The organism is Ulvibacterium marinum, assembly GCF_003626755.1.
Classification (GTDB): Bacteria; Bacteroidota; Bacteroidia; order Flavobacteriales; family Flavobacteriaceae; genus Ulvibacterium; species Ulvibacterium marinum.
Genome location: NZ_RBCJ01000001.1, coordinates 1,171,037 through 1,186,266 on the forward strand (window position 1 = coordinate 1,171,037; position 15,230 = coordinate 1,186,266).

The 15,230-nt window shown below is 40.6% G+C and carries 13 protein-coding genes; 5 read left to right on the forward strand and 8 right to left on the reverse strand.

Annotation, left to right across the window (positions count from 1 at the left end; genetic code table 11):
* Positions 1–3: 3 nt before the first annotated feature.
* Both D7Z94_RS05005 and D7Z94_RS05010 read right to left on the reverse strand, forming a co-directional pair.
* Positions 4–660, reverse strand: coding sequence for a DUF4271 domain-containing protein (locus D7Z94_RS05005; RefSeq protein ID WP_120710404.1), 657 nt, complete (start codon positions 658–660; stop codon positions 4–6).
* Positions 660–2,327, reverse strand: a complete 1,668-nt coding sequence (locus tag D7Z94_RS05010) for an ArnT family glycosyltransferase (RefSeq protein WP_120710405.1) — start codon at positions 2,325–2,327, stop codon at positions 660–662. Before D7Z94_RS05010 ends, D7Z94_RS05005 begins: the two co-directional genes overlap by 1 nt.
* A 130-nt stretch (positions 2,328–2,457) precedes the next feature.
* On the opposite strand from D7Z94_RS05010, the gene D7Z94_RS05015 reads away from it, so the two are divergent.
* Genes D7Z94_RS05015 through D7Z94_RS05025 form a run of 3 tightly spaced genes read left to right on the forward strand, consistent with a single transcriptional unit; the run spans position 2,458 to position 4,952 of the window.
* Positions 2,458–3,186, forward strand: coding sequence for a polyprenol monophosphomannose synthase (locus tag D7Z94_RS05015; RefSeq protein WP_120710875.1), 729 nt, complete (start codon positions 2,458–2,460; stop codon positions 3,184–3,186).
* A gap of 1 nt (position 3,187) precedes the next feature.
* Positions 3,188–4,522: a dihydroorotase gene (locus D7Z94_RS05020; RefSeq protein WP_120710406.1), complete on the forward strand. Its 1,335-nt coding sequence runs from the start codon at positions 3,188–3,190 to the stop codon at positions 4,520–4,522.
* 1 nt (position 4,523) lies between these two features.
* Positions 4,524–4,952, forward strand: a complete 429-nt coding sequence (locus tag D7Z94_RS05025) for a DUF4296 domain-containing protein (RefSeq protein WP_120710407.1) — start codon at positions 4,524–4,526, stop codon at positions 4,950–4,952.
* Here the strand turns inward: D7Z94_RS05025 and D7Z94_RS05030 are convergent.
* On the reverse strand, positions 4,933–5,940 hold the full coding sequence (locus D7Z94_RS05030) for an NAD-dependent epimerase/dehydratase family protein (RefSeq protein WP_120710408.1): 1,008 nt from the start codon (positions 5,938–5,940) through the stop codon (positions 4,933–4,935). The two genes, D7Z94_RS05025 and D7Z94_RS05030, sit on opposite strands and share 20 nt — an antisense overlap.
* Before the next feature lie 104 nt (positions 5,941–6,044).
* Between D7Z94_RS05030 and tyrS the strand changes: the two genes are divergently transcribed.
* Positions 6,045–7,340 carry a tyrosine--tRNA ligase gene (tyrS, locus tag D7Z94_RS05035; RefSeq protein WP_120710409.1) on the forward strand — a complete coding sequence of 432 codons (1,296 nt, stop codon included), beginning with the start codon at positions 6,045–6,047 and terminating at the stop codon, positions 7,338–7,340.
* A 69-nt stretch (positions 7,341–7,409) separates the two neighbouring features.
* Positions 7,410–7,763, forward strand: coding sequence for a hypothetical protein (locus D7Z94_RS05040; protein WP_120710410.1), 354 nt, complete (start codon positions 7,410–7,412; stop codon positions 7,761–7,763).
* A gap of 11 nt (positions 7,764–7,774) precedes the next feature.
* Here D7Z94_RS05040 and D7Z94_RS05045 read toward each other — a convergent pair whose 3' ends face one another.
* The 5 genes from D7Z94_RS05045 to D7Z94_RS05065 form a co-directional block, all read right to left on the reverse strand.
* Complete coding sequence (locus D7Z94_RS05045) at positions 7,775–8,755, reverse strand: long-chain-fatty-acid--protein ligase (RefSeq protein WP_120710411.1); 981 nt, start codon at positions 8,753–8,755, stop codon at positions 7,775–7,777.
* Positions 8,756–8,849: 94 nt separating this feature from the next.
* Complete coding sequence (locus D7Z94_RS05050; RefSeq protein WP_120710412.1) at positions 8,850–9,173, reverse strand: T9SS type A sorting domain-containing protein; 324 nt, start codon at positions 9,171–9,173, stop codon at positions 8,850–8,852.
* A 240-nt stretch (positions 9,174–9,413) separates the two neighbouring features.
* Positions 9,414–9,722, reverse strand: a complete 309-nt coding sequence (locus D7Z94_RS05055) for a T9SS type A sorting domain-containing protein (protein ID WP_120710876.1) — start codon at positions 9,720–9,722, stop codon at positions 9,414–9,416.
* Between the two features lie 226 nt (positions 9,723–9,948).
* Positions 9,949–12,060 (reverse strand): hypothetical protein, encoded by a 2,112-nt coding sequence (locus D7Z94_RS05060; protein ID WP_211341741.1) that lies wholly within the window; start codon positions 12,058–12,060, stop codon positions 9,949–9,951.
* 38 nt (positions 12,061–12,098) lie between these two features.
* Entirely contained in the window at positions 12,099–15,008 is a 2,910-nt protein-coding gene (locus tag D7Z94_RS05065; protein WP_120710413.1) for a TonB-dependent receptor, read from the reverse strand.
* Positions 15,009–15,230: the final 222 nt, after the last annotated feature.

The window sequence follows — 15,230 nt, forward strand, 5'->3', positions numbered from 1 at the left end:
AACCTAGTCTTTTAGATAACTTCCAATGATGATGAACGGCGCAATTTCGAGAGCGCAAAGGTACAAAATAAAATAGAAAAAATTAGCAGTAATGAATTTTTGATGATTCTTCAACACTGTAATCCAGCCGATTGCATTTATCGAAAGAATTAAGAAAATGGATAGATAAACTACAACCTCGGAATCCTTAAAAACATAAACGATAACCACGTTGGCCAGGAACATGACCATACTGCTATGGTTTAGGTAGGATAACTTCTTAAAAATGAGTTCACCAACAACCTTATTGACTCCAAAAACGAAACCGTTGCCCAATTGTAAAAACATTTTTAGAAGAATAAACAAGACCAATCCGCCAAGTATGATAGGGTACATAAACGGATAAGAGCCACCTTCCTGTAATAATAGAGTTTTAGATGCAAGGAAAATGAACAGGGAAAAATTGATGATTTGAAATAGCGTAAAAAAAACATGGAACCAATTCATCAACTTTTCCTTCTTATTATACATGAAGATGTATTTGTTATTAAAAGGTAGGATGACAAAGTTTAAAAACCTTCCATAAAAAAGACTTTTGGCCACTACAATGAGCAATAGGCTTCCAAATAGCAGAAGGGTTATCCAGTCTACGGCGGATGTGTTTCTAAAAATCGGCTCCATTACTCCAATTTAATATTTTTCCCATTGAGGCCATAGGGAAGATTGTTTTCTGAAATACCGATTCTAAAATAACCGGGATTTTCAATCTTGGGTTTTGGAAACATAAACGCAAAATTTATGGTATCATTGGGTTTCAGCACTGAAATATTTTCCGGTACCCGATTGGTCGGTAAGGACTTAAGATCCTTTACCTGTTTGTAATCATTGAGGTAGGCGATACTAAATTTAAGTTTTTTAAGGTCAATTTCAATATCATAGGGGTTGTAAACTTTAAAAAAATGTTCCTTCCCATCATTCAAATTGTGGACTCTTTGTTCAGCAATAACTTCCAATTTTCGGAAAGATTCAAAATTTGAAATATACTTGGCATTGTAGTGGGCCCCATCCACCTTAGTAAATGAGAGATCCCCCTCATTCATGTATTTTGAAACATAGAGGACTTTTTTGCCCTGTATTTTTTGCTCTGAATCATCTATGGAGTACTGATTTCTTCGGTACATATAGTTGTTTAAGGAAAATGTAGGATTCCCAGAATAAAAGGCATACATAGGCGCGTTACGATACGAGTTCTCAAAGATTACCGGAATATCGCCTATTTCCGATTTCAACTCACTTACCCATTGCCTGTTGCCATGGGTTTCATAATAAATGGGAAAAAAGGGTTTGTATATGAGGCCAATTCGTAAGAATAATAAAATCAAAATAGTGGCAATGCCAGTTCTATAGATCCATTTTCTAATAGGGGCATCCGTCAACATCTGCTGGAAGACAAGGACTGCCATGGGAATGGAAACCACAATAATCCATTGCGTCTGTACCCTTCTATTAAAACTGGAGAGGAAGAAAAAAAGTAGCACTCCATAGGTTAGATAAAGTAATGCCTTTACAAAAAGGTCGGATGATTTTGTTTTAAAAAGTGCCTTGTAAATCCAAGGGAAGGTCAATCCAAAAATGGCCACCAAATTAATTAGGAATCCTAAGGTATACTTTTCAAAATCATAGGCCCCATTGGGTCTTTCGTATAAATGATACTTAATGGAAACAAAGTCGTTTTCATATAACCATACAAAATGGGGGATATAGCAAAACAAAGCAACAATTACAGCTAACCATGCAAACTTGTTGGCCACCAATCTTAGATTGGACAATAGTACAAAAAGGATAACCAAAACAGCATGGTATTTGCTGTACATCAAGGCGGCCATGACCACGCCCAAAACAGCTCCCCACAGATAGGATGGGTTTTGAATAAATTTTTTATAAATCAGTAAAAACAAAGCCGTGAAAAATAACAAAGGCGTATCTGGCAAGGTAAAGAACCCGTAAGCATTCAGTAAGGTCATGGAAAATACCAATACAAAGAAATGGGGAATATACTTCCGTTTTTCATCACCATCTACCAGTAACCAGAGTACTATAATGGTTGCGACCGATAATAAGCAACCCATAAACCGAATGCCAAGCTCGCCCTTAAAAAAAAAGCTACTGATCTTCACGAGTAAAGCCACCATAGGGGGGTGGTCAAAATACCCCCAGGCCATATTTTGGGCATAGTGCCAGTAATAAGCTTCATCAAAAATAAGTTCCGTAAAGTGGGCCTGGAATAGGTTGAGCACTAAAATTATTCCTAAAAGTAATAGAAAAGGTTTGGGTAGTTTGAATGGCATGTAAAAGCTTAGTTTGGTCAAAATTACAAATTCTGAACATCATCCAACCCTTGGAACAAAACACAATTAGGATCAAGTCGTTTTTACACTCTATCGAAAACACTATTTTTGTGCAAATCCTATCATGCCCATGTCGGACAGCCTAGTTATTATTCCAACTTACAACGAAATCGAAAACGTTGAGGCAATAATCCGAGCTGTATTTGTATTGGATACCAATTTTCACATACTTATCGTAGACGATAATTCCCCGGATGGAACATCATCCGTGGTGAAAAAAATGCAAGGGGAGTTTCCTAGAAGTCTGTTCTTAGAGGTGAGAAAAGAAAAATCTGGTCTAGGGACTGCCTATATTCATGGATTTAAATGGGCCATTGCAAGAAAGTATGATTACATTTTTGAGATGGATGCCGATTTCTCCCATAACCCGACAGACTTAAAAAGACTACTCCGAGCTTGTAAAAATGGAGCTGATGTTGCGGTGGGCTCCCGTTATAAAAAAGGGGTCAATGTTGTAAACTGGCCGTTGTACAGAGTTTTATTATCATATGGGGCTTCTTTTTACGTGAAGATGGTGACCGGTATGCGCGTCCATGATCCCACAGCTGGGTTTGTATGCTACAAACGCTATGTTTTGGAAAATCTAAATTTGGATTCGGTACGGTTTATTGGATATGCCTTTCAAATTGAAATGAAGTTTAGAGCATATCTTAAAGGATACAAAATAGAGGAAGTTTCCATTATATTTAGAGATCGTGAAAAGGGAAAATCAAAAATGAGTTCTTCCATTATTGGAGAAGCTATTTTTGGAGTGTTTATGATGAAAATGCGCAGTCTTTTTCAAAAAAACAGATTTTAAAATGAGTAGGCAATTAATCAAAAATGCCAAGGTCGTTAACGAAAATAAGATATTTGAAAGCGATGTATTGATCGATGATGATATTATTCTTAAAATAGACCGGGATATTACGGATGTAAATGCAAATGTCTTAGATGCCCAAGGAAATTATCTACTACCTGGAATCATTGACGATCAAGTTCATTTTAGGGAACCGGGACTTACCCACAAGGGTAATATTGCTTCTGAAAGTAGAGCTGCCATTGCCGGAGGCATTACTACTTTTATGGAGCAGCCCAATACGGATCCACAAACCGTTACTATAGAAAGACTGGAAGAAAAATTTGCCATGGCCGCCAATACTTCCTATGCCAATTATTCCTTTCCTTTTGGGGGAACCAATGATAACTTGGAGGAAATAAAGCGATTGGATAAAAATGCCTGTTCCGGAATAAAGTTGTTCCTCGGTTCTTCAACAGGAAACATGTTGGTGGATAACGAGGCTGTGATTGAAAAGATTTTTAGGAATACCGAAATGGTAATTTCCGCACACTGTGAGGATGAGGGGACAATACAAAGGAACCTAGCCCAATACAAGGAACAATACGGAGAAGACATACCCGTACAATACCATCCAAGCATACGTAGTGAAGAAGCTTGCTACCTTTCTTCATCAAAGGCCATTGCGTTGGCCAAAAAAACAGGTGCCAGACTACATGTGTTTCATTTATCCACCGGCAAGGAAACCCAATTGTTTCGAAATGATATTCCCTTAAAGGAGAAAAAAATAACAGCTGAAGTCTGTATACACCATCTTTGGTTTTCGGATACGGACTATAAGGATAAGGGCACCTTGATCAAATGGAACCCGGCCGTAAAGACAGCAATGGATAGAAAGCAACTTTGGGAAGCACTTTTGGACGACCGTATAGATATAATAGCCACAGACCATGCACCCCATACCCTACAGGAGAAGAATAATGTATATACCAAAGCTCCTTCGGGCGGGCCTTTGGTACAACACGCATTGCCGGCTATTTTGGAAAAGTATGAGGAAGGAAGCATTTCCTTGGAAAGCGTAGTGGAAAAAATGTGCCATAACCCAGCTATCTTGTTTCAGATAGAACGGCGCGGATTCGTTAGGGAAGGTTACTTTGCGGATTTGGTCCTAGTAAACCTCAATAATCCTTGGACTGTATCCAAGGATACAATTTTATACAAATGTGGATGGTCCCCATTTGAAGGTTCCACTTTTTCTTCCAAAATATCCCATACTTTTGTAAACGGACATTTGGCTTATGAGAACGGGAAGTTTTCTGCAAAAAGAAATGCTAGGCGATTAACTTTTGAGCGATAGTATGAGACGAATAGTATGTTTTATTTTGATTGTTTTTCTTGCCTCATGTGGCGAACAGTTGATGGAAAAACCAAAAGATTTGATTCCAAAGGATCAAATGGTTGCCATCCTTAAGGATTTAGCGGTCATAAATGCAGCCAAGAACACGAATGTATCCATTCTGAAGAAACACAATATTGAACCTACGGAATATATCTTCAAGAAATACAACATAGATAGTGCACGGTTTGTTAAAAGCGATACCTATTATGCCTCCCTTCCCTCGGAATACGAAGCCATTTATAAAGAAGTAGAAGCAAATCTGGAAAAAGAAAAGAAAGTGCTTCAAGAGGCCAATAAAATCAGTGATAGTTTAAAGGCCATTGAAATGGAAAAAAGGAGGGCTTTAAAGAAAAAAGAATCAAAAAAGGTCAAGGATTCTCTTCCTTAAACTTTGCACAGCAAAATTTAATGGTATCGTCAAGAGGTTCAAAATTGAGATTTAATTGGATTTTTATTTTTTCACTGCTATACAATTCACGATGTTTTAGGGACTGAATAGCGTTTCTTGTAATTCGTCTTCCTTGGCCCGTAAATAGGTTTTTAAGCCAATCAAACCATCTCCCTATCTCCAATTGCCATGGTTTCAATTCTTTTTTCGGTTTCCGTCTTCCCAGGGCCTCTGTCATTTGCTGCAGAATTTCCTTGAAAGTCAAATTTTTGGCTACCGCAATGAATCTTTCGTCACTTATCTCGGAGTTCATCAGGGTTACCATGATATGTATTACATCATGAATGGAAATAAAACCGGTACCTCCCGGAGGGTAATATTTATATCCCTTATTTGCCGTGGTAAATAGATCTCCGGTACCGTTGTCCCAAAAACCAGGTCCTATAATTACGCCGGGATTCAGGATTACAACGGGCAGACCTTCTTGGGAACCTCTCCAAACCTCCATTTCTGCCTGGTATTTGGTAAGGGCATAGACATTGACCTCCTGTTCGGACCATTCGTTTTCCTCGGTTGCCATGGCCCCTTCAGGACTTTTTCCTATAGTCCCTATCGTACTTACATAGCACAGCTTCTTAATTCCTTTTTCAATACACAGGTTGACAATATTGGCGGTACCTTTTGTATTTGTTTTGTACAATCTTTTATAATCGCCCGGGTCAAAAGATATCAATGCCGCCACATGGTATACATATGCTACATCCTTAAACGCTGTTTCCAAAGCAGGAATATCATTAAGGTCGGCCTCTATCCATTTTATTTGTTGAAAGAGGTTATCGGCGTTTTCGGTGTAATAGGTAAAGACTTTTTTAACACTTTGAAGATTACTGTTTGGCCTGCGGATTGCTTTGATCGGGATATTTTTCTGCAACAAGTGAAGCAGCAAGTGCGCCCCTACCATTCCAGTACCTCCCGTTACCAAGACCATGGCCCAAAGTTACATATTTGGCATGGATTAATTTGGCTTTATCAAAAATCCGAAACCATTGGATTTCCTTTTATATTTGCAGCGAATTGTAAAAGATAGTTAACATGGTTACCAACTTTGTGTCGGAATTGGAATGGCGGGGAATGCTGCACGATGTTATGCCCGATACGGAAGAACATCTGCTAGGTGGAATGCAATCTGCTTATGTAGGGATAGATCCTACTGCAGATTCGTTGCACATAGGTCATTTGGTCGGTGTAATGATGTTAAGACACTTTCAATTGGCAGGTCATAAACCTTATGCGCTGGTAGGTGGAGCAACCGGAATGATAGGGGATCCCTCTGGAAAGTCTGCCGAGCGAAACTTGTTGGACGAGGCCACATTGCGTCTTAATGAGGAAGCCTTAAAAGCACAATTATCACGATTTCTTGATTTTGATAGTGAGTCCGACAATGCGGCTGTATTGGTCAATAATTACGATTGGATGAAGGATTTTTCATTTTTGGATTTCATCCGTGATGTAGGCAAGCATATTACAGTAAACTATATGATGGCTAAAGATTCCGTAAAAAAAAGACTTTCAGCGGAATCCAATGAGGGGATGTCCTTCACAGAGTTCACCTATCAATTGGTACAAGGCTATGATTTTTTGTACCTCTATCAAAATCACAATTGTACACTTCAAATGGGCGGAAGTGACCAGTGGGGCAACATTACTACCGGAACGGAGCTTATACGTAGAATAGCGAGTGGAAAGGGTTATGCCCTTACCTGCCCTCTAATAACCAAGGCGGATGGCACTAAATTTGGGAAGACCGAGGGAGGCAATATATGGTTGGATGCCCATAGGACCTCACCTTATAAATTCTACCAATATTGGTTGAACACTTCCGATGAGGATGCGGAAAAATACATTAAGATCTTTACTTTTCTTTCCAAAACGGATATTAAAGGTTTGATTGATGAACACCGTGAGGCACCCCATTTAAGGATAGTACAGCGGCGTTTGGCCGAAGAGATAACGACCATGGTGCACTCCCAGGAAGACTTGGATAATGCCATAAAGGCCAGTCAGATTCTTTTTGGGAAATCCACTTCACAAGACTTGAAACAACTTGATGAGAAGACCTTTTTAGATGTTTTTGAAGGAGTTCCCCAATCCCTTATTTCCAAAGAAGATTTGGAAAATGGATTGGATATGATCGGGGCACTTTCCGCCAAAACTAGTTTTTTGGGTTCCAATAGCGAAGCCAGAAGGGAACTAAAACAGAATTCCATTTCCGTAAACAAAGAAAAGGTCAAGGAAGATTACCTGATAAACACGTCTGACCTAATCAATGAAAAATTTATCCTATTGCAAAGGGGAAAGAAGAATTATTTTGTTCTGGTGGTAGAGTAGATTCCTTTTTAGAAAAAGCAACTCTTTTCGGTTTTGGTATCTTAGTTATTACAGATAATACGGATTGAAATGAAATCGGTTGGACATGTATTATCCCTTTTTTTGCTTTTGGGATTTTTTATTTCGTGTGATGAGGATAATTGTTGTGCGAATCCCCTTGTAGGCAGATTTGTCCATGAAATTCCCGATTGTTCCAATCAGCAAACCTGTATAGAGTTTGTTCATTTCCTCGACGTCTCCAGAGCTAACATACGTTTTGACGGTGGGGATACGGCGTATCGATTCAATTACAGGGTGGAAGACGGTGAAGTTTTTTTGGAGCAAGAACCTACTTCAAGCTTTGCGCTTCACTTTCATTTTAGGATTATCGATTCACAAACCTTGCAGCGTAGCGATAATGGGGATTTATGGAAAAGATCATGATAAACTATGATTTACAGCACCATCAAATTACATCCCCTGATATCCGAATGATCAAAGCGGCCCAGAACTTCAAAACTTCCATTGGAATGCCGCTTTCCCAAATCTTGGGTGGCAATAAAGGAACAGGAATATATATTGGCCAGGTCTATGATGTTTATTCCTCCGGTCTTCCCATCCATTTGCGGTGATAGCGGATCCTCGGGATCTCGAATCAAGACTTTCATCCATGGCGGGGTTTTAAAAAGGCTATTCCCTTGGGAATAGGCTTGGGACAATAGCTCCGTCATTCCGTACTCGGAATGGATATGGCTTACACCAAAACCCTTTTTAAGGATACTGTGCAACGCTTTACGGATCACTTCCTTTCTCCTACCTTTCATCCCCCCGGTTTCCATAATAATGGTGTTTTTTAAAGAAAATGTATGTCTTTCCACCAAATCCATTAAGGCAAAAGAAACGCCTAGCAGTAGAGTTTGGCTTCCCAGGGCATCAAGGCGTACCAACTTTTTTTGTAGGCCGTTCATATCATTTAGATAAAACCCGCTATCCGGGTGATGGCTTTGTTCAATAAGGTCTTTGGCCATATAAATTAATGAGGAGCCTTCTCTTTCCAAATAGGATGGAAGTAATGCCAAAATGCAATATTTGGTAATATCCCCATAAAAATGTCCAAAAGCGGTCCGGTAGCTTTTGGTGTATAGTGAAGCATCGATAATATGGTGCCTACTGGTTCGGGTATCCGTAGTTCCACTACTGGTAAATGTGATTTGGGGATTCTTTCTTGAAGCGACAACTTTTTTGGTCCTGAAAAACTCGATGGGCATAAAAGGTATTTCTTCCATACTTTCCAGTTGATCCGGAGTTTTTTCCAAATAATCACAGAAGTCATGGTAAACGGGATTGTTGTTGTACTGAAAATTGAATATTTGCCATGTGAGGTGTTCAAACTCCAATTTTGACTTTATTCCGAATATTTTATTGGTATCTATCATGGGCTCTTGTAGGAGCAAAGGTAAGGGGATAAGGCTAAAGCATAAAAAAAGGGACCCGATCATGGGTCCCTTTTTTTCTTATTTTCAATATCGATTATTTCACGACAAGCTTTCTTGTCATGGTCTTATTATTTTCGGTAACCTGTAACACGTACACCCCGGATACCAATTTGGAAATATTAAGGGCGTTGGATCGAATTCTATCCGTTAGGACAACTTCCCCAAAAACATCATAAACAGCAATTTCCTTATTGAGATTTCGGGCCGTGGTAATGTATACCACATCATCAAGGGCCGGGTTGGGATATAGCTTGAAGGTGGAATTTTCCGTAGTTGAGGCAAGAGGAGTACCAACGACTTCCTGACCGTATACGGAAATAGCAAATAGCATAAAAATGCCAAAGTAGATTTTTTGCATAGGTATTGATTTGGGATCAATAACGTAAAGATACAGAAAGGGACTACGTATCTGGTAAAAATGTTGTGAAATTCGATAAATTGTAGGTGAATAAAACGAGACAAACCGTTCATCGGATTTTTCTACCTATTATCGGATGCAAAAATTAAGGAGTGCTTTATGAAAATGCTGATACAAAGAGATTTAATCTCCTTTTTTTGGGTGGTTTATCGGTACCGAATCAATGTCAAAAAAATAGGTTTATTTGACGATAAGCTTCCGGGTAGCTACCTTGTTTCTTTCAAAAACACGTAGGACATATACTCCCGCATCCAAATCGGACAAATTCAATTCATTGCCCAATAGAGTGGTCTGTAACACTTTGGTTCCCAGGACATCAAAAATCAAAATTTTCTTCGGGGCATTTTCCGTAGTATTGATATATACCTTTCCTTGTGTAACGGGATTGGGATAAAGCGTAAACCCGTCTATGTCCCCATTGGCCTTGGCATTTTGCGAATAGCTAATAGAAACGAAAAGAAGAAAAAAGACAAGGTAAAGGTGCTTCATAAAGTATGGGTAACAAATGGCGTACCACAAATATAGGAATTCTGATATACCATGTCCTTTTGAGGCCTGTAATCCTAGGAAAAATTCGATGAAATGCACAAACCTATAAATTGCAGGCTTTATTTTTTTATGCAATTTATGAGACCGCTACCCTGGTAAAAACAAAAAGCCCCGCATAAAGCGGGGCTTGAAATTTATGTTCAAGGGATTGATCAGTTTCAATTCCTTAGTTGGTTGCCCAATCAAAAATACTGACATCGACAGTGGCTGCCACATCATAAGCTTCAGCAGGATTCGCATCTGCACCTTCGATCTGAACATTGGCCAAAGGACCGGCATCGCTCATCAAGACAGAGGTAGTATACCCGCTTAAGGAAAGGCCTGTAATAGTGGCGCCGGACTCTAATTTGAATTGCAATGCTACTTGCTCAGCTTGTGCTGATGTACTCACTGCGGTTAAGTTGACCAAAGATGGATTTTCGTTCTGACCATCGGCTTCCACTACTGTGGAGAAGGAACCGGTATGTACAACATAAGCGTTGGTCAAGGTACCGTTCCAACCTTCTGTCCAGTCAATCGCATCATCCTCGTTGTTCTCCAAATAGAAGTTGGATGCGGACACCGTACCCCCAAAGAATTCCACTCCGTCATCGGTACCGTTGAAGATAGCTACGTTATCGATAGTAGTTCCGGAACCTACGGCATAAAGTGTAAGTCCGTTGTACTGAGATTCGGAATCGATTTGTGCACCGGCATAATTAATGATCAAGTAATCGATATTACCAGAACTGTCGGTATCGTCCGTACCACCGTAGATGATACCACCTACTTCTGCCGTGGCGTCTACACCCTCAGTAGTAGTGGCTTCACCTGCTATTACTAGACCACCCCAATCACCTGGCTCTTGATTGGCAGAAGTCATAATCACCGGATCGCTAGCGGTACCCTGGATATCGATAGAAGCACCTTGTTGTATTACGACATAAGTACTGGTTTCTTCGCCATCTTCCACATCCGCTGTGATTACTGTTCCAGCTGGAATTGTTAAAGTAGCACCAGATTCAATACTTAGGTTACCTTCAAGGAAATAGGCTATGGCCGGATCCAATTCCAAATCGGAAGTTATTGTTCCGGTCAATACACTGTTTTCTACTGTGATATCAGTGTCCACCCAAGCGAACATTGTAACATCAACAGTGGGAGAAGCTAGGTATGGAAGGGCCGGATTCGCATCGGCACCTTCGATCTGAACATTTGCCAAAGGACCGGCATCGCTCATCAAGACAGAGGTAGTATACCCACTTAGAGAAAGGCCCGTAATAGTGGCACCGGACTCCAATTTGAACTGTAACGCTATTTGCTCCGCTTGATCGGACGTACTTACGGCTGTTAAATTGACCAGTGTTGGATTATTGTTCTGACCATCGGCTTCTACTACTGTGGAGAAGGAACCGGTGTGTACAACGTAGGCGTTGGTCAAGGTACCGTTCCAGCCTTCAGTCCAATCTATGGCATCGTCCTCGTTGTTTTCCAAATAGAAGTTGGATGCGGACACTGTACCTCCGAAGAATTCCACACCGTCATCGGTACCGTTTAAAATTGCCACGTTGTCAATGGTAGTTCCGGAACCTACTGCATAAAGTGTAAGTCCGTTGTACTGAGATTCGGAATCAATCTGTGCACCGGCATAATTGATGATCAGGTAATCGATATTACCAGAACTGTCCGTATCTTCCGTACCTCCGTAGATGATACCACCTACCTCGGCAGTAGCATCAACACCCTCGGTGGTTGTGGCCTCACCGGCAAGGATCAGCCCCCCCCAATCACCTGGTTCTCCATTGGCGGAAGTCATGATTACTGGCTCTGTCATAGTACCCTGGATATCGATGGAGGCACCCTGCTCGATTACGATATAGGTATTGGTTTCGTCTCCAGTTTCAACCTCTGCGGTAATCGTGGTACCGGCAGGGATGGTCAAGGTAGCACCGGACTTAACACTAAAAGTGTTTCTCAAGGTATACGTATTGGCCGGATCTAAAGTTAAATCCTCTGTTTGATCACCAGTCAATTCTATAGATTCTGTACATGGATCGCATGAACCTCCACAGTCTACACCTGTCTCATCACCATTTTGTATATTATCCGAACAGGTGGGATCTGCAGTACATGCATCTGGACAAGATCCTCCACAGTCTACCCCTGTTTCATCACCATTTTGTATGTTATCCGTACAGGATGAACCCGATGGGTCGTTATCATCACTGCTACAACCTGCCATAAATAAGGCCGATGCCGTAATGAACATCATCAATAATCTAGAGATTTTCGTTTTCATAATCTTCATTGTTTTAAATTAATTTTCAATTTATAGTGTTAAAACCTGTATGTAAGGCCCAACCTGAATATTCGGCCTATTTTGTATGATCGTACTTCATCTGTAAAAGTCACTCTTTCGGGAGCATTGGGCCCTAACCGTGTTTCCCTATCATCGGAAAAGGCCTCGAGCTCGGCCCTGCTTTCGGAAGTCAATACATCTATGGTCTGCTTTATGAAGGGATTCAATAGATTTTGACCGGATAGAGAAACTTCAAAATGCTCTCCAAACTCTTTACTTATTCTACTATTCAAGACCACGAAGCCCTTTTCGACAATGGCATCGTTATAACGGGTATCCCAATTTTGCTGACTACGGGCAAAACCCAAGGCGAATATTTTATCAGAAGCATAACTCGCCGAGAGGTTGGCGACAAACGTATTATCACCGGACGTTTCAAAATTTAAACTTGAATTGGCAACCCAGTCAGAGGCTCCTTGAAGTCCAGCCTCTTTGTTAGGGCCATATCTAAAAGTCTCGGCAATGATGTCTGGATTGCTTTCCGCACGTTCCTCACTTAAATCCTGTTCGTGCCACATTCGGCTTGCATTTAGGACTAAGCTTAGTTTTGGACCAACTGGACTGCCATCCTCATCATTGGTTTTTGGTTTGATCAAATCAACTTTTGATTCCACTTCAATTCCATAGACCGTAGCCTTGTCCCCTGTATTTCGAAAAGTAAATAACGCCCCATCCGCACCTCTTGCACGTACCTTATTGATGGGATCATCTATTGACTTATAAAACAATGCCCCCGAAATCAATTCGCCCCTAGAAGGGAAAAACTCCCACTTTAAATCAAAATTGTTGGAGAAAGAAGCTTCTACGGCATCCTCGCCAACGGTTCCAAAAACCTGCTGACCCGTAGGCGAAATGTAGCGAAAGGGGGCAATCTCCTTAAACTCAGGTAACGTAATGCTTCGGCTTGCGGCAAATCGTATTGCGTGTTCATCGTTGATGGAATATTTGAGATTTAGACTGGGATAAAAGTTTGAATAATCCCTGGTAACATTTCCAACATCACCGCCAGGAGCATTGTTCACATCATAATCAACTACAATATCATCCTGTTGAAAGCGTAGACCTGCATTGATGTTCCATTTGTCAAAATTGAGACTAAACTGGGCAAATGCGGCTTTTGATTCATATTCCCCACTATATTCATCTTTTACCTCGCCATCGGCATTGGATTGGAAAGACAAGATTTCAAGCAGGTTGTTCTGAAAATTCGCTATCGTAAAAATTTGATTTAAGTCATCTATGGAGTTGGAGTTTGGCCTATTCTCGCCCACATTGGCAACACCGTAAAAAGTGGATTCAAAGTCCCTGGTTTTTCTTCTATAATTGGCCCCTATATCAATGTAAAAATGCTTGGTATCCTCTTCTATGGCCTTGAACCTGTTTTTAATTAGACCGTTGTATTCTTCATCGTCTATGAACTGGGAAAGTTTTCTGGATTCAAAGCCACTATTCTCAAAAAGAATTACATTACCGGTTTCGGCCGTAAAGTTTACGACATTTCGTATTCGATTAGGTTCGTCAGCATCCAGCTTATTATAACTTACGGCCCAATCCAGTATATTTTTTTCACCAAACTTATGATTACCTATCAGTTGCTGTACGAATAGGGTGGTCTGTTTTATGTTTTGATCCCGAACAAAATCCGAGAAATTGCCAATGGTTTCTTCCTGAATGTTTCCAGAACCGTTTCTACCCCCTTCGGATACAATGTCGTTCAGTGTATTGATAAAAAGAGTGACCGACTTAACAATGTTTTTTTCATTTTGAAAAGTTAAATCCAACAGCCCATTATTCACGTACTCGGTTTCCCATTGTTCGAAATCGGTAATAGAATCTGTTACCGTAACCTGATCCCAAATCTTGAACACCCCTGGCGTAAGGTACCGGTGGGATTTGGAATTTGAAGCCGTCATAAAGACTTTGAACTTATTGTTGAAAAAGGATTTTCCCGCACTAAGATTAACCCTGTGGTTGATCGGAGTATCTACGGTACCTACATCCCAAGATTGCTTCGTCAGTTGGTCAAATATGTTTATGTCCGTATCATAAAACCCTAGTGAAGTGTCCTCATAATTGGCCGAAACTTTGAAATTGTCGGAAGACCCATCACCGATTGCGTTGGTGTTGGCACCGGTAGAAACCCCTACTTCGAGTTCTTCGGTACCAGTCAGTTCCCGTGATGCTATGTTGATATTTCCCGAAGCCTGATCCGCTGAAACTGAAGCAGAATAGGTTTTACTGATACTTACGTTCTGTATCACTCTGGTTGGAAAAAGCCCTAGATCAATATTCTTTTTTTCGATATCATCCGATGGAATAGGCAAACCATTAAAAGTCGTTACCAAATATCTGTCACCCAGACCTCGTACAAAAACATCACCCGAAGCCTCACTTTCAGTAACCCCTGAAATTCTAGTAGCCGCAGATTTTACATCGGATATCCCTAAGTTTCCAAGTTCTATTGCACCAATACTTTCCTTAATTTCTATGGCCCGCTTTTGGTCAAGAAGCAGGGCTGTCTCCGAGTCTTTTCGAGCCACGGTGACCACTACTACCTCATCCAAGGTCATACCCTCTGAAGCACTCATCGGCACACTAATGTTGGTTACCTTCCCTGCCTCCACGACTATATTGGGAATTTCAACAGTCTCATATCCCAAATAGCTAAATACAACCGTATATGTTCCAGGATCTAGACCTGATATTTCATATAGTCCGTCAAAATCCGAAGTGGTACCTTTGGTCGTTCCCTTAAGAAGTACATTGGCGAAGGCAAGTGGTTCGTTATTTAGCTCTTTGTCAGTAAGTTTGCCGACAATACTACCGGTGTCTTGGGCTCGCATCAGCATGGTTCCAAAAAGGCAAAGACACACTATAAAATATCGCATTCAATCATAATTTGGTTACGGCGCAAAGAACGCGTGGCGCTGTAAAAGTCGAGTTACGTACATGTTAAACCTTTATTGCAATAATGTTATGTAAATGTTACTATATTAAATGAACGTTAAGCCGTTTCGGGATAATCCTATTATCTTTACATTTGGTGGATTAACCATTTTAAAACGATGAAATAAGCCAATACAAAAGGCGAATTACCTCGAAACCCATTC